Genomic DNA, 20,503 nt, shown 5'->3' on the forward strand with positions numbered 1-20,503 from the left:
TAGGCAGGTTGAAAAGTCTTGTCCAGACGCCAAGCCTAAGGGACGGCACCATGTCGCAGGGTACGGAATTGGTGTGCATTGAAATCCTGCCAAACAAAAACAGCCGCTCAATTTTCCCTTTGTACGAATGTTTTTGTGGCGCTGAAAATATCGAAACTAATGGTCTACGCCCAGAAAACCGCCTGATTGCCGCTCCCAGAGGCGCGCGTAAATCCCGCCACGCGCAATAAGCTCATCATGCGTACCTTCTTCGGCAATGCGCCCCTTATCCATAACGATGAGACGATCCAGCGCCGCGATGGTCGAAAGACGATGGGCGATTGCAAGAACCGTCTTGCCCTCCATGAGCTGACGCAGATTTTCCTGAATAGCGGCTTCGACCTCTGAGTCGAGCGCCGATGTCGCCTCATCCAGAATAAGGATCGGCGCATCCTTCAGGATTGCGCGCGCAATCGCGATACGCTGCCGCTGCCCCCCTGAAAGTTTGACGCCACGTTCGCCAACAAAAGCATCGAAGGATTTGCGTCCGTTAAAGTCCTCAAGTCTTGCGATAAACTCATCCGCTTCCGCCTGACGCGCGGCTTCCGCAAGATCGTCATCTGTCGCATCATCACGCGCCAACATGATATTATCGCGCAACGAGCGGTGCAGAAGTGCAGTTTCCTGACTGACAACCGCAAAGGCACGCCGGAGCGAAGCTTGCGTGACGTCACGCACATCCTGCCCATCAACAAGGATAGCCCCCTTCTCGACGTCATAGAGTCGAAGGATCAAATTCACCAGCGTGGTTTTTCCAGCGCCAGAGTGGCCAACCAATCCGATCCGCTCCCCCCCCTTAACGGTGAAGTTGATATCATCCAAAACACCTCCGGCTTTGCCATAATGGAAAGTCACATGCCGAATATCCATGCGCGCATCGGTGATGTGCAATTGCTTTGCATCGCGCTTGTCTTCCAGACCAAGCGGTGCAGACAAAAGCTTCATCGAATTCTCAATGAGACCAAGCTGGCGCAGCATACCATTCAGCTGCATCATGAGGCGTCCGAGCAGCATGTTAAGACGCAGCACCAGACCGAGCGTGAACGACACCTGCCCGACCGTAATTGCGTCTTTCGTCCACAAGTCGATGGTGATGACGGCAACCGTCACAATCATCACACCCGACAACCCGGTCATGGCGAGACGCACGCCTGTCAGCGAGCGCATAAACGGGAACAGTACCGCGAGATAACCGTTGAAACCTTTCCGAAGATAATTGAGATCATCGTTCGTGGCATTGAGTTTAATCGTCTGGATGTTCGAATAACTGTCAACCAAGCGACCGTTGATTAAAGATCCGGCTTCTGCCGAAACTTCCGCCTGGCGTCTGATTTGCGGAAGATAGTGTCTGGCTATCAGAAAGAATAATGCAATCCACACCAATACGACCGCTGCAAGCAGCCAATCGAGTTGCCCTATAAGAAGCAATGTAGTGACACTATAAATGAGCATGAACCACACGACTTGGATCAAACTCTGGATAAAATCTCCAGCAGCCTGTCCTGACTGCCAGACCTTTGTGGCTATTCGACCTGCAAAATCACTCTGAAAGAAGCCATATGACTGCCGCAATACATAGGCATTCGATTGCCACCGTATTAGGTTATAAAAGTTCGGCCCCATAACCTGCTCTTCAAGCAGTGTATTTACAGCAGTAACCAAAAACCGAATTATCGACACTGTTCCGGCCATGAACAGAAGTTCTGGACCCGCGGCCTGAAGCAGCGCCGACCAGCTTCTTTCAACGCCTGTGCGACTTGACTGATCAAGAATATCGACAAGCCTGCCGGTGAAGTAAAAAAGCCCTGCCTCAACAAGAGGCAGCAGACCGCCAACAACCAGCGAGGCTGCAAGCGGCCATTTGGCCTGCCGCGCGTAGTGCCATAAAAAAGCAAGTGTTGTTGAAGGCGGCCTGAGCTTGTCCGGTTCGCGGAAGGGATCAACCCAACGCTCGAACAGGCTATAAACCGCTTTCATCAATTGCGTATTCCTTACTTTGACATTTCCGCTTCGGCCTGCTCATCAAAGCCAAGGAATCCACCCGACTGACGTGCCCATAGTCCGGCATAAATACCGCCAAGCGCAACAAGTTCCTCATGCGTCCCGTCTTCGACGATTTTTCCCTCATCCATCACAACGAGACGATCAAGGGCAGCGATGGTCGAAAGACGATGCGCAATCGCGATAACCGTCTTGCCTTCCATAAGCGTGTTGAGGCTGTCCTGAATGGCCGCTTCCACTTCTGAATCAAGCGCAGAGGTTGCTTCATCCAGAATAAGGATCGGCGCATCTTTAAGCATCACACGTGCAATCGCGATGCGCTGACGCTGACCACCTGAAAGTTTCACACCACGCTCGCCGACATGGGCATCCAAGCCACGTCGACCTTTTGCATCGGTCAACAGCGGAATGAATTGATCAGCCTCCGCAAGGCGGATTGCCCGCGCGACCATGTCGTCCGTTGCGTCAGGGCGGCCATACATGATGTTTTCACGGACCGAACGATGCAGCAAAGATGTATCCTGTGTCACCATGCCGATGCTGGCGCGAAGCGAATCCTGCGTTACCTTTGAAATATCCTGCCCGTCGATCAGGATGCGGCCTTTTTCAAGATCGTAGAATCGCAGCAGCAGATTAACGAGCGTGGATTTACCTGCCCCCGAGCGTCCGACAAGACCGATCTTCTGTCCCGCTTTGATGTCAAGCGACAGACCTTCAATGACACCCTTGCCTTTGCCATAATGGAAGCCGATTTTATCAAAATCAATTACACCGTCACGCACTCTCAGCGCAGGCGCATCAGGAACATCCACCACAGCATGGGCGCGCGAGATCGTCGTAATACCATCTTCCACAGTGCCTATGTTTTCAAACAGCGCCGACATTTCCCACATGATCCATTGCGACATACCATTCAAACGCAGCACCAGGCCGATGCCCACTGCAACTGCCCCTACGGAAATCGCTTCGTTCATCCACAGACTGATACCAATCGCCCCCACTGCAAACAGCAATATGCAGTTCGCAAGATAGAGCGTGAAATGGAACAGGGTGATCATGCGCATCTGGCCATGCACAGTGGTTAGAAAACCATCGAGGCTTTCTTTGACGTAAGCCTCCTCACGGCTTGAATGCGAGAACAGTTTGACAGTCGCAATATTCGTATAGCTGTCAACAATGCGCCCGGTCATAAGCGAGCGCGCATCAGCCTGCTTTTCCGAAATCACCCGCAAACGCGGAATGAAAAAGCGCAGCAGGATGATGTAAACGCCGAGCCAGACCGCAAACGGGATCATCAGAACAATATCCGCCGAAGCCGCAATAAACAGCGTACCGGCAAAATAGACGATGACATAATTGAGCACATCAAGCAGCTTCATCACCGTTTCGCGCACGGCAAGAGCGGTCTGCATCAGCTTGGTTGAGATACGTCCGGCAAACTCGTCCTGAAAGAACGACATCGACTGGCGGATCAGATAGCGATGCATCAGCCAGCGCACACGCATCGGATAGTTTCCGAGCAGGGTCTGGTGAATAAGCAGCGAGTGAATGAGCACTACGCCCGGCAGTCCCACCAGCACGACACCTGAAATCAATGAAAGCCGCCAGCCCTCATTGCTTAAAAAGGTCTCGCGTGACTGGTGCGAAAGCCAGTCAACAATGTTGCCCATAAAGGCAAAAAGCGACACTTCTATAATGGCAATCAGTGTCGTAAAAATTGCCATGCCGATAATCCATGGCCATGCGCCACGGGTATAATAAAGGCAAAACGCGACCAGCCCGCGCGGAGGCTCGCGCGGCGGTTCTTCGGGATAAGCTTCGAGTCGATTTTCAAACCATGTAAACATGGCGATCCTTGTACGGGCACCTTATGAAATTGCCAAGAGAGAACGAGAACAAAAAGGGAATATTTTTGTGATCAACCAAAGCATCGTTTTCCTTCAACTTATCACAGCACAGATGTGTTGATGTCAGAGCAAGAGCGGGTTACGGTACTTGCAGCCATCGGATTTGTGAGCTACCCGCTCTATATGGATTTGCGCATCGCCCTTTATCAGCCCGACATTCCCGGCAATACCGGAACCATTCTGCGCATGGCCGCCTGCCTTGGCTTTGCGGTGGACCTAATCGAGCCTGCGGGTTTCGATGTTTCCGATCGCTCATTGAAGCGTGCAGGCATGGACTATCTTGAGCAAGCCGCCCTGACCCGCCATGCCGACTGGCAGCATTTCAACGACTGGCGCCTTCATGCAGGCAAGCGCCTCGTGTTGCTTTCGACCAAAGCCGCGATCCCCTATACGCAATATCAGTTTCAGACGAACGATATCCTGCTGTTCGGAAGAGAGTCTGCCGGCGTGCCTGACAGCATTCAGGATAGCGCCGATGCGCGCCTGATCATCCCGATGATACCAGGTGCGCGCTCCCTCAATCTTGCGGTTTCTGTCGCAATCACAGCAGGCGAAGCTATGCGTCAGCGAAATCAGGAAACAGATTCCGTTTCAACCGCATAGGCGAATAAGCGGAATCAGTTCCCGAACACGTTAATACATCCAGAAAAAGGTCCTCCCCAATGAAGCCATTGTTCCGCAGCTCTGTTCTTACGGCCTCACTGCTCAGCACTGCAATTGCCGCTCCTGCATTTGCACAAACTGCTGAAACCATTGCGCCGAAGGTTATGGTCATCACTATGTTCGGCGAAGAAGCCAAGCCTTGGCTGGAAGGTGAAAACTTCACGCAGAAGCTGAAGCTGCCGGGCTTGAGCCCTGAATATCCCGATATTGACTGTACGGCCGAGGGCCTCTGCCACATGACGACCGCCATGGGTTTTGCCAATGCAGCCAGTGCAGTCTCGGCCATGGCGCTGAGCGACAAGCTTGATCTGAAGAACACCTATTTCCTCATCGCGGGCATTGCAGGCGTTGACCCCAAGCATGGCACGCTCGGCTCTGCGCATTGGGCGAAATATGCAGTTGATGCCAACCTCAACCACCGCATTGATATTCGCGAAGCCCCTGAAGGCTGGACCACCGATTTCTTCGGTCTCGGCGCATCCAAGCCGGGCGAAAAGCCAAAATGGGCAGCAGGCACCGAAGTGTTCGAACTCAATGGCAAGCTTGCAGATTATGCGCTTAAAACCACGCAAAGCGTTGAACTTCTCGACAGCGACGATGCCAAGGAATATCGCAAGCACTACACGGAAGAAGCCGCAACCAGCGCCCCGATGGTTACAATCTGCGACACCGCATCTGGCGACACGTACTGGCACGGCACGAAGCTCGGCGAAGCCATGGAACAGTGGGCAAAACTCCTGACCGACGGCAAAGCCGACTACTGCACGTCACAGATGGAAGACAACGCGACACTCACAGCGCTTAAGCGTGCAGCCGATGCGGACAAGCTCGACTTCAACCGTATCGCGCTTCTGCGCACGTCTTCCAACTTCGACCGTCAGGGCAAAGACCAGACAGCATCAGAGTCGCTCGCTGCAAAGTCGGGTGGTTTCCCGCTCGCCACAACCAATGCCTATCGCGTTGGCAAAGCCTATGCCGACAGCATCATCAAAGACTGGAAGTCGTGGGAACAGGCACCGCAGACAGAGGCCAAGTAGTCCGGTAACGGTATAACGACTCAAAAACAAAACGCCCTTCGGCAAAAACCGAAGGGCGTTTTCGCAAATGCCGCCTTTGAATCTGGTTTCAATGGCTTGAGCAGCTTTGTTGAATCAGATCTCTAATCTGACGTTGGCAGGCGGCGCATGGTAAATTCGATGACATCATCGGGCCGCTCACACCAGCTCTCGATTTCTGTCCAATATGCAGCCTTGGGAAAACTCTCGAACCATTCGCGCGCTTTATCGCGTGCGGCTTGCCGCGGCAAAGCAAATGTCTCACGGACAAAGCCATCCCGTGGGAGCCTGCTTTTATTCGCGCGGCCTTTTTCAAGCTGCTTGCGCAAGCCTTCCAGCGGCGGTTTGGGCGGTGATGCGCTCATGCAGTTGCCTCCCGTACAAAGGGTTAAAATCCCCTGCCCCATAAGATAGGGAAGCGACGACTTCATGACGAGTCTTTTCTTGGGGAGAGAAATTCGCCTTCGCCCACCATACTGTCTTCGCACTTTGCCAAAAGGCAGGACTTTGCTAAGTCATCTGAATTAAATTACTCAAGAGATTGCGCGAGAGGTTACCTGAAATGCAACGTGACGAAATTCCGGCGATCATCCCGCATGATATCGAAGAGAAAAAACTGGCCGCTCAAAACTGGTTTGAAGAACTGCGCGACCGTATCTGCGCAAGCTTTGAACAGCTTGAAGACGACTTGCAGGGCCAGCTTTCCGATCAGGAGCCAGGGCGCTTTGTTCGCACACCATGGCAAAAGGACGAAGGCAAAGGCGGCGGCGGTGTCATGTCCATCATGCATGGCCGCGTTTTTGAAAAAGTCGGCGTGCATGTCTCAACGGTTCATGGCGAGTTTTCTCCTGAGTTCCGCAAGCAGATACCCGGTGCCGAAGAAGACCCGCGCTATTGGGCCAGCGGTATTTCATTGATCGCGCATCCGCAGAACCCGAATGTGCCGGCCGTCCATATGAATACGCGCATGGTTGTCACAACCCGGCAATGGTTTGGTGGTGGTGCTGATCTGACGCCTGTGCTTGACCGTCGCCGCACGCAGGAAGACCCGGATACGCTTGCCTTCCACAAGGCGTTCCGCTTCATCTGCGACAAACACAAGGACATCGCCGACTACGAGCGTTTGAAAGAATGGTGCGACGAATATTTCTATCTGCCGCATCGCAATGAGGCCCGCGGTATTGGCGGTATCTTCTACGACTGGCTGCATTCATCTGAAGAACAGGGCGGCTGGGATAAGGATTTTGCCTTCACCCGTGATGTGGGCCGTGGGTTCTCGGTTGTTTATCCGCATCTGGTGCGCCAGAATTTTAACAAGGACTGGACACCGGAAGATCGCGAGGAACAGTTGATCCGCCGCGGACGCTATGTCGAATTCAACCTGCTTTATGATCGCGGCACGATCTTTGGTCTCAAGACCGGTGGCAATGTGAATTCCATTCTCTCGTCCATGCCACCCGTGGTAAAGTGGCCGTAATAAGTTAGACAAAGGGCGGGAATTTTCCCGCCCTTTCTTCATACATCGAATGCCGCGTGAAAGGTCACTTCACCGGATGGCATATCACCTTTCATCAAAAGACATTGGAAGTACTTGGCTGGAACACCTTTAAGCTTCAACCGCTCGTCAGCTTTGAAGTCAAAGTGCTGATAATAGGCCGGATCTCCAACCAGAACACAACCGCAAGCTCCATCGTTCTTCAAACGCTTCAGACCTTCACGGATGAGCGCACGACCAATCCCCTTGCCTTGCTTGTCCGGCTGTACGGACACTGGTCCTAATCCATACCAGTCGCTGTCAACACCATCGATACTGACCGGCGAGAACGCCACATGTCCAATGATGTCGTTTTTCTCTTCTGCGACCAGCGATAAGGTCAGAGCCGACGCGGCACGAAGAGCATCAATGATTGCCGCTTCTTTCTGAGTGCTATACGGCATCGTGCGAAACGCCTCAGCAGTCAGATGACGGATTGAAGCAATATCCTGCGGTTGTTCTGTGCGGATATACATTCAGCACCTCTTCATCGATTATTGGCTTGTGCGCGAACGTTGATGCGTCCTTTGAGGGAAATACGATAAGCACTTCCTCCACGCGATTCGATCAGCCGTTTTCGCCGCAATTGCTGGAAAATTGCCATCGTGCAATCAGAAAGCACATAGCCTTCACGCGTATAGCATTCGATTTCGCAGATACGTCCGTCTTCGCGCAGATGGCGAATGTAACCGCCCTGCGCCAGCACGTGGAGCACGCGCTGTTCAATACGTGAGATATTCATTGTTGTTATGCCTGGATGGAAACCATGACAAGCATCAGCGCATGCGGGTAAACCAAGCTCCCCCACAGCCAATGCCATTTCCGTCCCTGAACATCTGCGCTTTCCTAAAGGCGCAGCAATTATTCGGAACGATCAGAGGCTTCCGACAATCTCTAGCATCAACAATTCCTTCTAAAGCGCATCCCCATTCGTGGAGCACAAGCAACTGGAGGAAAAAACCCTCCAGAAGATTATTTAAGAACGCCGTAGTTCAAAGTCAAATCGCTCAGGCTCTTGGCTGATTGCGAAGCTTTTCCGCCTGCGCATAAAACTTCTTTTCCCACTCATTGTGGTTATCCAGCCCTTCCTTGATGAAGGGCGTAAAGATAGCAAGATTCATCAGCGCCCAGTTGACGAAACGGGCCGGGAATTTCAGCGGCTTCACGAAATCGACGAACAGCACCACGCGCGTATGCTCGGTGTGGTTCCATGCCTCATGTTCATAGGCATCGTCAAAAATCAGAACCTTGCCTTCCTGCCAGTGGCAGACCTGCTTATCCACACGGATTGCAAGCTTATCGGCGGGCTCCGGCACGATCATGCCCATATGCAGACGCAGCACGCCATTATAAGGACCACGATGCGGCGGCAGGTGCTTGCCCGGCTCGAAGATCGAGAACATGGCTGTCGTCAGACCCGGAATATGCTGTACCGCGTTCCATGTGTTGGGACAGGCCTTAATATTCTGTTCCGACTTCACACCAAAGCCCAAAAGGAAGAATGTCTTCCAGTGATTATCAGTCGAAATCGTTTTTACGTCTGACGAAATATCCTGAAACGAAGGCAGCTCGCTCTGACGCAGCAGAACCTTTTCAAGCTCTTTGCGAATAGCTGGATAAGCTTTCTCAACCTCTGCCGCCCATGGAAAGGTAGCATTGTCATAGACAGGCGGATTGCCGAGCTTCGCATATTTCAGATTAAGGCGTTCGGCCCAGGCAACGATACCCATGAAGAAGCGCGTGATGGCACCCGGACGCTCCATAGGCGCAATACCCTCAGTGCCAAAATTCTGCTTGGGATCAGAAGATGCATTCTGCGAAGTCGATGGTTCAGTGTTGGACATTCCGCTGCTCTTTCAAAACAAACCTAAAAAATTTCAGCCATAACTCAATGAAACTATGGCTGAATTTTACAAGTCATCAGCCGTTCATTTTATTGCGATCAAGTTTGTCCAGAAGTGCGTCGCGGTCAAGACTAAAACCGGAGTCAATCCATAGAGTTTCGAGATCACGCAGCACTTCGCCAAGCCCCGGCCCCTTCTCGACACCGCGCGCCAGAAGGTCGCCGCCGGTCACAGGAAAGACCAACGGTTCATATTTCTCAAGCGCATCAAGAAGTCTTGAATAACCGCCAGCGCGGATCATTGCTTCATCACTGGCAGCGGCTTCCTGTCGTGCAGACGCATAGGCCAGACGAATACGGTCCGCGACCGCCTGCGAACTGCCGCGATAGATGAGTTTCTTCAGTGCCTGTTCAGATGTTTCCGACTTGATAGCATCGGCGCGTGCCCACGCTTCAAGTCGGGCACGCTCGGCATTTGACATTTTGAGCCGCTTGCCAAGCTCTGTCATGCGAGCCGCATCGGGTGGCACAATGCTTTCAAGACGCAGCAAAGCATCCACGTCCCAGCCAAGATCAGCTTCCGCGCGAACGAGTCCGTGAATGGCATCAATACCCCACTTTTCACTCTCCGGCAGAATGGCGGTCAAAACGCCGGATTGGCGCATCCACAACATCGCACGCGAAGGATCGGGCGCGGACAGCAGCTTCTTGAGTTCCGACCAGATACGCTCGGCTGAAAGCTGGCTCAGCCCGTCTTTCAATCGTGCACTCGCCCGCAATCCATCGGCTTCAGGACGCCCCGAACCATACCATGCAAAAAAGCGGAAGAAGCGCAGAATGCGCAAATAATCCTCACGGATACGCTGTTCAGCATCGCCGATAAAGCGCAGCGTCTTGGTTTCAATATCAGCAAGACCGCCGACATAGTCGATCACATCGCCATCGGCCGTCGCATAAAGCGCATTGATCGTGAAATCACGCCGCTCGGCATCAGCCTTCCAGTCAGTCCCGAAAGCCACTTTCGCATGACGACCGTTGGTCTCAATATCCTTGCGCAGGGTCGTGACTTCAAAAGGCTGCCCCTGCACCACAACGGTAATCGTGCCGTGCTCAATGCCCGTAGGCACAGGCTTAAAACCTGCCTCTTTGGCAAGCCTTACTGTTCCTTCCGGCAAATGCGTGGTCGCCAGATCAACATCACTGACCTTCGTGCCAAGCAATGCATTGCGAACCGCACCACCAACAACACGCACTTCACCACCATCACGGTTGAGCGCAGCAAAAAGCGCCTGCAACGGCTTGGAACAAAGCCAGCTTGCCCGATCTGAAATATTCACTGTATCGCTCAACGGTAGAGCCTTTCATAAAGTCCGCGAATAATGCCTGCGGTCACGCCCCAGATGAGTCGCTCATGATAAGGCATCGCGTAATAAAAGCGTTCGGCGCCGTTGAACAGCCTGCTTTCGCGCCGGTGATTGTCCGGGTTCATCAGGAAGGACAGCGGCACTTCAAAAATATCTGCAACCTCGTCCGGGTTCGGATGGACATCGAAAGGTGTGTTGACGACCGCCAGAACCGGCGTAATCGAAAAGCCGCTACCCGTCAGATAGCGCGGCATTGCCCCAAGAATTTCAGCGCGTTCAGACACAAGGCCTATTTCTTCATTGGCTTCACGCAAGGCGGCGTTCTCCGCTGTCCCATCCTCCGGGTCGATGGCCCCGCCCGGAAAGGCGATCTGGCCTGAATGTTTGCGCAAAGTGTCCGTACGCCTTGTCAGCAAAAGCGTTGCTTCCGAACCGCGATCGACGACCGGCACAAGCACGGCAGCATCGCGCATTTTTGCTGTGACCATAGACTGCGTAAAATCGGGATTAAGCAAATGATCACCCGTCAGGTCATTGTGATCGGGCTGCCAGTGGCGAACACGCTCGGCAAAATCATTGGCCGAAAACGTGGAGTATGGATGTACCAAACGATCCGTCATTGAAGCGCTTCCGCAGGCATGATCGGGAAAACTGTACCGCCAGAGCGTATTGCAAACATCATAACGCCATTCACTTCGATTTCTTCACCCAATGCCACAAGATCATACATCACGGAACGCGCAACCAGCGCCTCAAGCCGTCCACGAACGTTGATATAGGGCTTCAAGCCGCCGCTTTCATCCTCCACGACAAAGCGCAATGGATGCTCGGCATCCACCTCAACCACATCGCCGACATTGGTGCGGAAGGTCAGTTTCCGATCATCTCCCTCTCCCGAAGCCTGCATTTCAACGGCTATGAAATGCGCGTCTTCGACGCTGATTTCAATTTTCTCCACTGGCGTTACGAGATAGGTTTTTCCGTCTTCATCCTTGCGCAACACCGTTGAAAACAAGCGTACAAGCTGTTTACGCCCGATGGGTGTGCCCATGTAAAACCATGTCCCATCGGCCTTGATCTCCATATCAAGCACACCGCAAAATTCCGGGTTCCAGCGCTCTACTGGCGGAATTCCGCGTTCTTTCGTCGCCGGTCCGCTTTGCGCATCCGCATTGGCACGCGCAATAAGGGCCTCCAGTCCGCCCATTCCTTCAGTAGCGGGCTTTGCGCTTTGCAGCCTTTCGTTCCCTTCAGGGGTGCTTTTTGTCATCCGACTCGGTTATTCCTGCTCGAATGTAATTTAAATACCGGAAGTCATGAAATAGTCACCGTTTCACGGCTTGTCAGCATATATAGTGATTTAATCAGTCATATGCAGGTGCGGATATTTTTGCGAGGTCCTTATGAGTGTTGTTGTTACGCCCGAAGCCGCCAATCCCGATCAGATCGTCGCCGAAGCTGAACGCGCACTTGCAGATATTGCGCGGATCAGGGAAAGCATCGGCACCGTTATCTTCGGCCAGGAAAGCGTCATTGAGCGTACCCTCGTAGCGGTACTCGCAGGCGGTCACGCTCTCCTCGTTGGTCTTCCCGGCCTTGCAAAAACCAAGCTCGTCGAAACGCTGGGAACCGTGCTTGGCCTTTCAGGCCAGCGTATCCAGTTCACACCCGACCTGATGCCATCCGACATCATCGGCTCGGAAGTGATGGAGCAGGATGCCGATGGTCGCCGGTCTTTCCGCTACCTCAAAGGCCCGATCTTTGCACAGCTTCTGATGGCCGACGAAATCAACCGCGCCTCGCCGCGCACGCAGTCTGCACTCTTGCAGGCCATGCAGGAATATCACGTTACGGTCGCCGGTCAGCGTTATGATCTGCCTGCCCCCTTCCATGTGCTTGCAACACAGAACCCGCTGGAACAGGAAGGCACCTATCCACTGCCGGAAGCCCAGCTTGATCGCTTCCTCATGCAGATCGATATTCTCTATCCCGAACTGGATGCCGAACGCCGTATCCTTCTGGAAACCACTGGCGTTGCAGAAGCAAAAGCCTACGCAATTCTTGATGCCGAGCGTCTGCGCCAGATGCAGGCGCTGGTGCGCCGTATGCCTGTTTCTGAAAGTGTGGTGGATGCAATTCTGAAACTCGTGCGTTCGGCGCGTCCTGATGCCGATAATGAACATGCAAAAAAGCACATTGCCTGGGGTCCGGGCCCGCGTGCCAGTCAGGCACTGATGCTCTGCGCGCGTGCCCGCGCACTCTATGAAGGCCGTCTTGCCCCATCGGTTGATGATGTCAAAGCACTGGCCGAGCCAGTCCTGCAACACCGCATGGCGCTCAATTTCGCAGCACGCGCCGATGGCATGCATGTGCGCGATGTCATTGCCAATCTGGTGAAGGCAGCAGCCTGATGACAGTTGGCGCGCAGGTTTCAGCTTCAGACCGAAAGGATACGCTGGTGCGTGCGCGTGCGCGCGCTGCAAGCATTCCCGATCTGCTGGTCGAAGCCCGGCGCGTCGTCAACACCGTCATGAATGGCTGGCATGGACGGCGCAAACGCGGCCCCGGAGAAAACTTCTGGCAGTTCCGCCCCTATGTTGAAGGCGACGCACTGGCGCGCATCGACTGGCGGCGTTCAGCCCGCGACGACCACACCTATGTTCGCGACCGGGAATGGGAATCAGCCCATACGGTCTGGCTATGGTGCGATTTTTCCTCCTCCATGCTCTACCGCTCCAATCTGACGCCTGTGTCCAAAGAAGCGCGTGCGCTGGTGCTCACACTGGCTTTAGCCGAGCTGCTCTCGCGGTCAGGCGAACGCATCGCCTTTCCGACCCTGCTGCCCCCTTTCTCCGCCCGCAATGGCGCCGAACGGCTTGCAGGCGCATTAATGCATGAAGCACCCGAAAGCGCTTTGCCGGACATCAACCAGATCCGCCGCTTTTCCGAAGTGGTACTTGTTTCAGATTTTCTGCATCCTTTCGATGAACTGACCGACTTGCTCGATCAGCTCGCGCGGCGCGGTGTGCGTGCGCATTTGGTAGAAGTTGCAGACCCGGCGGAAGAAACATTTCCCTATGCGGGACGCACAGAGTTCCGCGACCCTGAAACAGGCAGCACCCTTGTTGCCGGTCGCGCAGAAACCTATGCCGACGACTACCGGCGCTTATACATCGCGCGGCGGGAAACCTTGTCTGATTTCTGCAAACGGCTTGGCTGGAGCTATACCGTGCATCGCACAGATCGGCCAGCGACCGAAGCGCTGTCACGATTGCATGATGCGTTAAGTGCATCCTCTCCTGGTGGAGCACGCGCATGAATTTTCTGCCTCTCGCTTTTGGATCACCGCTGATCCTTGCCGGCCTTCTTGCCCTGCCGGTTATCTGGTGGCTGCTGCGCATGACGCCACCGCGCCCGCAGGAAGAAAGCTTTCCGCCGCTCAGAATTCTGGCGCAGGTTTTCAAACGCGAGGAAGTGCCGTCCAAAAGCCCCTGGTGGATGACGCTGCTGCGCCTGCTGATTGCAGCACTCGTTATCTTCGCTCTTGCCTCGCCCGTGTGGAACCCACGCGCTGTCACGCTTTCCGGCAGCCAACCACTGGCCATTGTCATGGATAACGGCTGGGCTTCCGCAGAAGAATGGCCACAGCGCGTCAATGCCGCAGAAAAGCTGATTGCAGATGCGCAAGCCGCAAATGCGCAAATTTATGTGCTTGGCACGGCCGAACCTGCCAATACAGACATTGGCCCTTATGATGGCAGCCACGCGACCGAGCGTCTGCAAGCCTTGCAGCCTCGCCCGATCCCCGTTGACCGAAAAGCTGCATTGGATCGTCTTGCATCAAGCATACCGCAAGGTGAGAAAATCCGTCTGGCTTTCATGAATGACGGCTTGGCGCAGGCAACGGACAGTGAAGCTTTCGCAAAGCTCAATCAAAATAATCAGCTCGCTTCCGTTCTCTGGTACGCAGCAAATCTCAATCATGTTGTAGCGCTGACTTCCATTGAAAATCAGGCCGATACGCTTGAAGCAAAAGCAACCCGCCCCGAAGGCATAACCATGCCGCGCACGCTCACAGCTTCCGCTTATGATGATAAGGGCCGCCGCATCGCCGAAACGCCTTTGTCCTTCGCAGTAGGGAGCAATGAAGCCGTTGCTCGTTTCAATCTGCCGGTGGAATTGCGCAATGATTTCCACGTGATCCGCATTGACGGGACCAATCAGGCAGCCGCCGCACGTCTGATCGATGCCGGTTCCGAGCGCCGCACAATCGGCCTTCTGGCCAGTGGCGATGGCGATCTGGCCCAGCCGCTTTTATCACCGCTGCATTATATTTCGCGCGCGCTTTCCCCCTATGCCAATCTCATCGAACCGCGCTCGGCAGATTTGATGACCACCGTGCCGGAAGTGCTCGACGCCAAGCCATCGGTCCTCATCATGGCAGACATCGGCACCTTGCCAAAGCCAGTGGAAGACCAACTCACAAGATGGGTCGAGGATGGCGGCACACTGGTGCGGTTTGCCGGGCCACGCCTTGCAGGTGCCAATGAGAATGATCCACTGCTGCCCGTTCGCCTGCGCAAGGGCGAGCGAGCACTCGGTGGCACTTTGTCGTGGTCAGAGCCACAAAAGCTTCGTTCTTTTTCTGATAAAGGCCCTTTTGCCGGACTGAGTGTGCCTGATGATGTGACCGTCTCGCGGCAGGTTCTGGCTGAACCGTCCTTTGATCTCAATGACAAAGCCTATGCAACACTGGCTGACGGAACACCGCTTGTAACCGGCGAAAGCCGTGGGCGTGGCAACGTAATTCTTTTCCATATTTCACCCGATGCATCATGGTCGAGCTTGCCGATATCCGGGGCTTTTGTCGATATGCTGCGCCGCATTGTATCGTTGTCGCAACGCGCTGGCGCACAAAGCGATCAACGCTCAATTTCGCTGCCGCCATTCCAGCTTCTTTCAGCCCACGGCGAACTGACGCCGCCATCATCAGAAGCAAAGCCCCTGATCATGGATAAAGACAAATTGCCTGATGTCAGCATCAACACGCCGCCCGGTTTCTACGGCAATGAGGATGGCTTGAAAGCGCTCAACATTTTTGAAGGCAGCGACATCAGGCTTCAAGCAATCAGCCAACCAGCACTTTCCGTTGGCATAACACCTGCGTCTTACAACGCCGATCAATCGATTTCATTGCGTGGTCCGTTTTTCGCAGCTGCAGCCATGCTGCTCGCGCTCGACACATTGCTGATGCTCTGGCTGCGTGGCGCTTTTCGTCGTCGCATGAAAATTCGCTCCAAAATCGCAGGCATTGCCCTTCTTTTTGCAGCAGCATCGGCAATCAGTCTGATACCGTTCGGTGTGAAAACCGCGCAAGCGCAACAAACCCATGATGACAGCAAGCCGGGTGACGAAGCCATTATCAATTCTGTCTCGAAAACCCATCTCGCCTATATCATCACCGGCAACAGCGCGACCGACGATATCAGCAAGGCGGGCCTGCGCGGCTTAACCTTTGCCTTGACGGATAAGACAGCGCTTGAGCCGGGCGACCCGATCGGCGTTGACCCCGCCAAGGATGAACTCAATTTCTATCCGCTGATCTATTGGCCGATTGATCCAGACGCTCCAATGCCAAGCCCCGAGGCCATCGCCAAAGTCGATGCCTATATGCAGCAGGGCGGCACGGTGCTGTTTGACACACGCGATCAGCTTCAGGCAGGCGCGAGTCTTGACGCTTCCGCATCCCCTGCCAACCAGCGCCTTCGCTTAATTCTTGACGGCATGAATGTGCCACCGCTTGAGCCTGTACCCAGCGATCATGTGCTGACCAAGTCCTTTTTCATCATGCCGGATTTTCCAGGCCGCTATGAAGGAAGTCCGTTATGGGTCGCAGCCACTGCCGCTTCCAATGCCGAGCGCGACCGCCCGGTCCGCACCGGCGATGGCGTTTCACCGATCATGATAACCGCCAATGATTTTGCAGGTGCCTGGGCCGTTGATGAACAGGGCAATCCACTTTTGCCAACCGTTCCCAATGATCCGATGCAGCGCATTTATGCACTGCGCGGCGGCGTGAACATCGTGATGTATATGCTGACCGGGAATTACAAATCCGATCAGGTCCATGTGCCGGACCTGCTTCAGCGGCTTGGTAATTAACATGAATATCGAATTCGAACCATTTCTCACCCTGCCTTGGCTGATTGGCATTCTGGCACCGCTGGCATTGCTTGTCCTTGCAACAATTTTGCTGCGCATGCGTGGCGGATTGCTTCGTATGCTTGCAGCCCTTGCCCTCGCATTGGCGCTGTTTAATCCCGTCATCATCAATGAAGAACGCGAACCGCTTAAAAGTGTTGTGGCCCTTGTCGTTGATCGCAGCCAGAGCCAGCAACTGGGAGCGCGCCAAGCCGGTACAGATCAGGCGCTCAAAGCGGTGCAAGACCAGCTTGCAACCATGCCGCAATTTGAAACCCGCGTGGTGGAAGCGGCACAGCCCGGCGAAAACGAAGACGGTTATGCAACGCGCCTGTTTGGACCGCTGGCTCGCCTGCTGCTTGATGTGCCGCCGTCGCGTGTGGCTGGTGCAATCATGATCACCGACGGTCAGGTGCATGATATTCCCGCCAATAAAAACGCGCTTGGGTTTGATGCGCCGGTTCATGCGCTCGTCACAGGTAAACCTGACGAATTCGACCGCCGCATCAAATTCAACAAGGCCCCGCGCTATGGCATCAGCGGCAAGCCGCTGGAAATGTCCTTTACCGTGATCGATGAAGGCAAAAGCCTTGGAAGTTCCGCACCTGTAGAGATCCGTGTGAATGGCGAGGCCGTGAGCAAAGAACAGGCGCAGGTCGGACAGGAAACACCTGTCACCATCGAGCTGCCGCGCGCAGGCGTCAATATTGTCGAGATTTCAACACCGACCCTTCCGGGCGAAGTAACCGATTCCAACAACCATGCGGTTGCGACAATTGACGGCATTCGTGAGAATCTGCGCGTGCTTCTGGTTTCAGGAGAACCGCATAACGGCGAACGCACATGGCGAAATCTGCTTAAATCCGATGCGGCGGTTGATCTCGTCCACTTCACCATTCTGCGTCCGCCAGAAAAGCAGGACGGCACACCGATCAATGAGTTATCCCTGATCGCTTTTCCAACACGCGAGCTTTTTGTTGATAAGGTCAATGAATTCGACCTCATCATTCTGGATCGCTATCAGCATCGCGATGTGCTGCCGCTGCTTTATTATGATTATATTGCACAATATGTGGAAAATGGTGGCGCTTTGCTGGTGGCGGCCGGCCCCGAATATGCGGGCGACATGTCAATTGCACAAACGCCACTTTACAGCGCACTGCCAGCCATGCCCACAGGCACAGTCACCGAAAAAGCTTTCTATCCGCGCCTGACGGACCTTGGCAAACGGCATCCCGTTACCCGTGGCCTCGATGGCAGCGATCAGGAGCCTCCGCACTGGAGCCGATGGTTCCGCACCATCGATATTGGCCCAACGCGGGGCGAGACCGTTATGAGTGGCGCAGATGGCAAGCCGCTTCTGGTCCTCCACCGGGTCGGAAAGGGCCGTGTCGGCATGTTCCTGTCTGACCAAGGCTGGCTTTGGGCGCGTGGTTTTGAAGGCGGCGGCCCTTATGCCGCGCTTTACCGCCGTATCGCGCACTGGCTGATGCAGGAGCCGGAACTGGAAGAAGAAGCACTGACCGCCAATGGCAACGGCCGCACGCTTTCAATCCAGCGCCAGACGATGGGGGACAATCCAGGAAATGCTGCTGTCACCACGCCATCCGGCAAACAATTGCAGGTCGACCTTGCACAGGGAAAACCCGGTCTCTTCACAGGCTCGCTGCAAACCGATGAAGTCGGCATCTTCCGCGTGAAGAATGACGATCTGGAAACACTTGCCCATGTCGGCCCTGTCGATGCGCCGGAATTTGCAGACAGCATTTCCACGACCAACCGCCTCAAGCCACTGACTGATGCAACAGGCGGCTCCGTTCACCGCGTTCATGAAAGTGCTGATAGTTCCGTTCAGGTGCCTGCGATCACAGCTGTCAGCACTGGTCGCACTGCCAGCGGCAGTAACTGGATCGGTCTGCGCGAAACCACCGATACGCAACTTAAAAGCGTCAATCGTCTGCCATTGTTCTCAGGATTATTTGCGCTGGCCGCTCTGCTCTTTATCTTCGGCAGTATGTGGTATCGCGAAGGGCGCTAAACCGCCCTCGCTTTCCCTTCTTTTAATGCTTTACGCTCTGTTTGCGTGACGCACGACACCGTCTGCCCCATTGAGTGCACCCGGTACCAGTTCGCAGGCGAGCATCCGCCGGGGATCGACTGGTGCAGGCATAATCATCGAACCGGGCTGCACCATATGAAACCCAAATGGTCCATAATAGGGCTCATCGCCAACAAGAATGACCAGTTTGTGGCCAGCATTCTTTGCAGCTTCCAATGACATCCGCATCAATGCGCTGCCAATGCCGCGCTTTTTCCAGTCCGGCCGCACAGCAAGTGGCCCCAGCAGCAAGGCCGGAGTTTCCCCCACGACAACAGGTGTCATACGCAGCGATCCGATAACAATGCCGCCCATCAGCGCGACAAACGACAGGCTCTGGTCGTGAGGCCCACCCTCCCGGATAAAGTGCGCTGCACGGGTAAAACGACCGGGACCGAACGCTTCCGCATTCATATCTTCGATCTCAATGTCGTGCGCCGGGTCTTCCTGCGCGTAGGTCAGTTCAAGCTGTTGCATGGGTAAAATTGCCTGAAGAGAAGTCGGCAGCCAAAAGGCCAATGGAATGCATTCCGTGCGTTTTAAGCACAGTCCCAATTTCATCGTCGGATGAAACGCATTCCGGTCATACTTCTCTCCTCAGCGGCGGAACATCAACGGGTGCCGCAATTTGAAACCCACCTATCACCAAATTGATCAGTCGTAAAACATTTTCTTTCAAATTGGCGGCGCTAACTTCTCTTTTTGGCACCGTTACGCACTGTTCACGGCTTTGACGGGTGCAAAATGGCAGTTTTCGCTCTATTTTCCTGTCAAAAGGAGAATTCACATGGGACTTCTGGTCGATGGCAAGTGGCACGATGTCTGGTACGACACCGAAAGCACAAAAGGCCGCTTTGAGCGTTCAAAATCGCAGTTTCGCAACTGGGTGACAAAGGATGGCAGCGCAGGCCCAACCGGCGAAGGTGGCTTTAAGGCTGAAGCAGGTCGCTATCACCTCTATGTCTCCTATGCCTGCCCATGGGCGCATCGCACGCTGATCGTCCGTGCTTTGAAAAAGCTCGAAGATGTCATCTCCATCTCGGCTGTCGATTATCTCATGCTCGAGGAAGGCTGGACTTTCTACGGCACCACCGGCAGCACGGGCGACGCGCTTTATGGCGCAAAGCGCCTGCATGAGATTTATACCCGCGCCGATCCGACCTATTCCGGCCGCGTCACTGTTCCCGTTCTCTGGGACAAGCAACGCGAGACGATTGTTTCAAATGAGTCATCTGAGATTATCAGAATGCTCAATTCGGCTTTCAATGCGTTTGGCGATGCGTCACTTGATCTTTATCCAGAAGCCCTTCGCAGCGAGATCGATGCCATTAACGAGTTCGTCTATCCAAACATCAACAACGGTGTCTACCGGGCTGGCTTTGCGACTTCACAAGAAGCCTATGAAGAAGCCTTTGGACAAGTCTTCACAGCGCTTGATGCGCTGGAGGAAAAACTTTCGAAGCAGCGCTATCTGGCAGGCCCAAGCCTCACAGAAGCCGACTGGCGTCTGTTCACCACGCTATTGCGCTTTGATCCGGTCTATGTCGGGCACTTCAAATGCAATCTGCGACGCATTGCGGATTATCCAAATCTCTCCAATTACACGCGCGACCTGTATCAGGTTACGGGCGTGGCCCCGACCGTGAATATGGAGCACATCAAAGGCCATTATTATCGCAGCCACAAGACGATCAACCCGACCGGCATTGTTCCTGCTGGCCCGCAAATCGACTTCTCCGCACCGCATGATCGGAACCGCTTCGACAATTGAGACTTTCCTGCAACAGTCGCCTCCAAA

General features: G+C 54.3%; 18 protein-coding genes. 8 read left to right on the top strand and 10 right to left on the bottom strand.

The window, feature by feature from the left end:
* Nucleotides 1–156: 156 nt before the first annotated feature.
* Entirely contained in the window at nucleotides 157–2,016 is a 1,860-nt protein-coding gene (locus OPR82_RS14375) for an ABC transporter ATP-binding protein (RefSeq protein ID WP_265985568.1), read from the bottom strand.
* 14 nt (nucleotides 2,017–2,030) lie between these two features.
* Entirely contained in the window at nucleotides 2,031–3,887 is a 1,857-nt protein-coding gene (locus OPR82_RS14380; protein WP_265985569.1) for an ABC transporter ATP-binding protein, read from the bottom strand.
* 183 nt (nucleotides 3,888–4,070) lie between these two features.
* On the opposite strand from OPR82_RS14380, the gene OPR82_RS14385 reads away from it, so the two are divergent.
* Both OPR82_RS14385 and OPR82_RS14390 read left to right on the top strand, forming a co-directional pair.
* Nucleotides 4,071–4,550 carry a tRNA (cytidine(34)-2'-O)-methyltransferase gene (locus OPR82_RS14385; RefSeq protein ID WP_265985702.1) on the top strand — a complete coding sequence of 160 codons (480 nt, stop codon included), beginning with the start codon at nucleotides 4,071–4,073 and terminating at the stop codon, nucleotides 4,548–4,550.
* Between the two features lie 59 nt (nucleotides 4,551–4,609).
* The gene (locus OPR82_RS14390) at nucleotides 4,610–5,647 is read left to right on the top strand and encodes a purine-nucleoside phosphorylase (protein ID WP_265985570.1); all 1,038 of its coding nucleotides are present in this window, start codon (nucleotides 4,610–4,612) and stop codon (nucleotides 5,645–5,647) included.
* Between the two features lie 122 nt (nucleotides 5,648–5,769).
* Here OPR82_RS14390 and OPR82_RS14395 read toward each other — a convergent pair whose 3' ends face one another.
* Nucleotides 5,770–6,030, bottom strand: coding sequence for a hypothetical protein (locus OPR82_RS14395; protein WP_265985571.1), 261 nt, complete (start codon nucleotides 6,028–6,030; stop codon nucleotides 5,770–5,772).
* 197 nt (nucleotides 6,031–6,227) lie between these two features.
* Here OPR82_RS14395 and hemF point away from each other — a divergent pair, with 197 nt between their 5' ends.
* Entirely contained in the window at nucleotides 6,228–7,142 is a 915-nt protein-coding gene (gene hemF, locus OPR82_RS14400; protein ID WP_265985572.1) for an oxygen-dependent coproporphyrinogen oxidase, read from the top strand.
* 38 nt (nucleotides 7,143–7,180) lie between these two features.
* Here the strand turns inward: hemF and OPR82_RS14405 are convergent, their stop codons facing one another.
* The 6 genes from OPR82_RS14405 to OPR82_RS14430 form a co-directional block, all read right to left on the bottom strand.
* Nucleotides 7,181–7,675, bottom strand: a complete 495-nt coding sequence (locus OPR82_RS14405; protein ID WP_265985573.1) for a GNAT family N-acetyltransferase — start codon at nucleotides 7,673–7,675, stop codon at nucleotides 7,181–7,183.
* Nucleotides 7,676–7,686: 11 nt separating this feature from the next.
* A complete protein-coding gene (locus OPR82_RS14410; protein ID WP_265985574.1) occupies nucleotides 7,687–7,941 on the bottom strand; it encodes a YjhX family toxin in 255 nt (84 codons plus the stop codon).
* A gap of 265 nt (nucleotides 7,942–8,206) precedes the next feature.
* On the bottom strand, nucleotides 8,207–9,043 hold the full coding sequence (locus OPR82_RS14415) for an aspartyl/asparaginyl beta-hydroxylase domain-containing protein (protein WP_265985575.1): 837 nt from the start codon (nucleotides 9,041–9,043) through the stop codon (nucleotides 8,207–8,209).
* 76 nt (nucleotides 9,044–9,119) lie between these two features.
* Complete coding sequence (locus OPR82_RS14420) at nucleotides 9,120–10,391, bottom strand: CCA tRNA nucleotidyltransferase (protein ID WP_265985576.1); 1,272 nt, start codon at nucleotides 10,389–10,391, stop codon at nucleotides 9,120–9,122.
* Nucleotides 10,388–11,026 (bottom strand): CoA pyrophosphatase, encoded by a 639-nt coding sequence (locus OPR82_RS14425; RefSeq protein ID WP_265985577.1) that lies wholly within the window; start codon nucleotides 11,024–11,026, stop codon nucleotides 10,388–10,390. The genes OPR82_RS14420 and OPR82_RS14425 overlap by 4 nt, the downstream gene beginning before the upstream one ends.
* On the bottom strand, nucleotides 11,023–11,676 hold the full coding sequence (locus OPR82_RS14430) for a DUF1285 domain-containing protein (RefSeq protein ID WP_265985578.1): 654 nt from the start codon (nucleotides 11,674–11,676) through the stop codon (nucleotides 11,023–11,025). Before OPR82_RS14430 ends, OPR82_RS14425 begins: the two co-directional genes overlap by 4 nt.
* A 133-nt stretch (nucleotides 11,677–11,809) precedes the next feature.
* On the opposite strand from OPR82_RS14430, the gene OPR82_RS14435 reads away from it, so the two are divergent.
* The 4 genes from OPR82_RS14435 to OPR82_RS14450 are packed head-to-tail and all read left to right on the top strand — an operon-like array spanning nucleotide 11,810 to nucleotide 18,645.
* Complete coding sequence (locus OPR82_RS14435; RefSeq protein WP_265985579.1) at nucleotides 11,810–12,817, top strand: AAA family ATPase; 1,008 nt, start codon at nucleotides 11,810–11,812, stop codon at nucleotides 12,815–12,817.
* Nucleotides 12,817–13,725, top strand: a complete 909-nt coding sequence (locus tag OPR82_RS14440; RefSeq protein ID WP_265985580.1) for a DUF58 domain-containing protein — start codon at nucleotides 12,817–12,819, stop codon at nucleotides 13,723–13,725. The genes OPR82_RS14435 and OPR82_RS14440 overlap by 1 nt, the downstream gene beginning before the upstream one ends.
* Nucleotides 13,722–16,568 (top strand): DUF4159 domain-containing protein, encoded by a 2,847-nt coding sequence (locus tag OPR82_RS14445; protein WP_265985581.1) that lies wholly within the window; start codon nucleotides 13,722–13,724, stop codon nucleotides 16,566–16,568. The genes OPR82_RS14440 and OPR82_RS14445 overlap by 4 nt, the downstream gene beginning before the upstream one ends.
* A gap of 1 nt (nucleotide 16,569) precedes the next feature.
* Nucleotides 16,570–18,645 carry a hypothetical protein gene (locus OPR82_RS14450; RefSeq protein WP_265985583.1) on the top strand — a complete coding sequence of 692 codons (2,076 nt, stop codon included), beginning with the start codon at nucleotides 16,570–16,572 and terminating at the stop codon, nucleotides 18,643–18,645.
* A 30-nt stretch (nucleotides 18,646–18,675) separates the two neighbouring features.
* Here OPR82_RS14450 and OPR82_RS14455 read toward each other — a convergent pair whose 3' ends face one another.
* Nucleotides 18,676–19,182: a GNAT family N-acetyltransferase gene (locus OPR82_RS14455; protein WP_265985589.1), complete on the bottom strand. Its 507-nt coding sequence runs from the start codon at nucleotides 19,180–19,182 to the stop codon at nucleotides 18,676–18,678.
* A 310-nt stretch (nucleotides 19,183–19,492) separates the two neighbouring features.
* Here OPR82_RS14455 and OPR82_RS14460 point away from each other — a divergent pair, with 310 nt between their 5' ends.
* Nucleotides 19,493–20,476: a glutathione S-transferase family protein gene (locus OPR82_RS14460; protein WP_265985591.1), complete on the top strand. Its 984-nt coding sequence runs from the start codon at nucleotides 19,493–19,495 to the stop codon at nucleotides 20,474–20,476.
* Nucleotides 20,477–20,503: the final 27 nt, after the last annotated feature.

It is taken from the genome of Ochrobactrum chromiisoli (assembly GCF_026241335.1).
GTDB lineage: Bacteria > Pseudomonadota > Alphaproteobacteria > Rhizobiales > Rhizobiaceae > Brucella > Brucella chromiisoli.

Bases quoted from the DNA above. Each gene is read 5' to 3' on its own strand.
- OPR82_RS14375 (WP_265985568.1), bottom strand. From the start codon at position 2,016: ATGAAAGCGGTTTATAGCCTGTTCGAGCGTTGGGTTGATCCCTTCCGC.
- OPR82_RS14380 (WP_265985569.1), bottom strand. From the start codon at position 3,887: ATGTTTACATGGTTTGAAAATCGACTCGAAGCTTATCCCGAAGAACCG.
- OPR82_RS14385 (WP_265985702.1), top strand. From the start codon at position 4,071: ATGGATTTGCGCATCGCCCTTTATCAGCCCGACATTCCCGGCAATACC.
- OPR82_RS14390 (WP_265985570.1), top strand. From the start codon at position 4,610: ATGAAGCCATTGTTCCGCAGCTCTGTTCTTACGGCCTCACTGCTCAGC.
- OPR82_RS14395 (WP_265985571.1), bottom strand. From the start codon at position 6,030: ATGAGCGCATCACCGCCCAAACCGCCGCTGGAAGGCTTGCGCAAGCAG.
- hemF (WP_265985572.1), top strand. From the start codon at position 6,228: ATGCAACGTGACGAAATTCCGGCGATCATCCCGCATGATATCGAAGAG.
- OPR82_RS14405 (WP_265985573.1), bottom strand. From the start codon at position 7,675: ATGTATATCCGCACAGAACAACCGCAGGATATTGCTTCAATCCGTCAT.
- OPR82_RS14410 (WP_265985574.1), bottom strand. From the start codon at position 7,941: ATGAATATCTCACGTATTGAACAGCGCGTGCTCCACGTGCTGGCGCAG.
- OPR82_RS14415 (WP_265985575.1), bottom strand. From the start codon at position 9,043: ATGTCCAACACTGAACCATCGACTTCGCAGAATGCATCTTCTGATCCC.
- OPR82_RS14425 (WP_265985577.1), bottom strand. From the start codon at position 11,026: ATGACGGATCGTTTGGTACATCCATACTCCACGTTTTCGGCCAATGAT.
- OPR82_RS14430 (WP_265985578.1), bottom strand. From the start codon at position 11,676: ATGACAAAAAGCACCCCTGAAGGGAACGAAAGGCTGCAAAGCGCAAAG.
- OPR82_RS14435 (WP_265985579.1), top strand. From the start codon at position 11,810: ATGAGTGTTGTTGTTACGCCCGAAGCCGCCAATCCCGATCAGATCGTC.
- OPR82_RS14440 (WP_265985580.1), top strand. From the start codon at position 12,817: ATGACAGTTGGCGCGCAGGTTTCAGCTTCAGACCGAAAGGATACGCTG.
- OPR82_RS14445 (WP_265985581.1), top strand. From the start codon at position 13,722: ATGAATTTTCTGCCTCTCGCTTTTGGATCACCGCTGATCCTTGCCGGC.
- OPR82_RS14450 (WP_265985583.1), top strand. From the start codon at position 16,570: ATGAATATCGAATTCGAACCATTTCTCACCCTGCCTTGGCTGATTGGC.
- OPR82_RS14455 (WP_265985589.1), bottom strand. From the start codon at position 19,182: ATGCAACAGCTTGAACTGACCTACGCGCAGGAAGACCCGGCGCACGAC.
- OPR82_RS14460 (WP_265985591.1), top strand. From the start codon at position 19,493: ATGGGACTTCTGGTCGATGGCAAGTGGCACGATGTCTGGTACGACACC.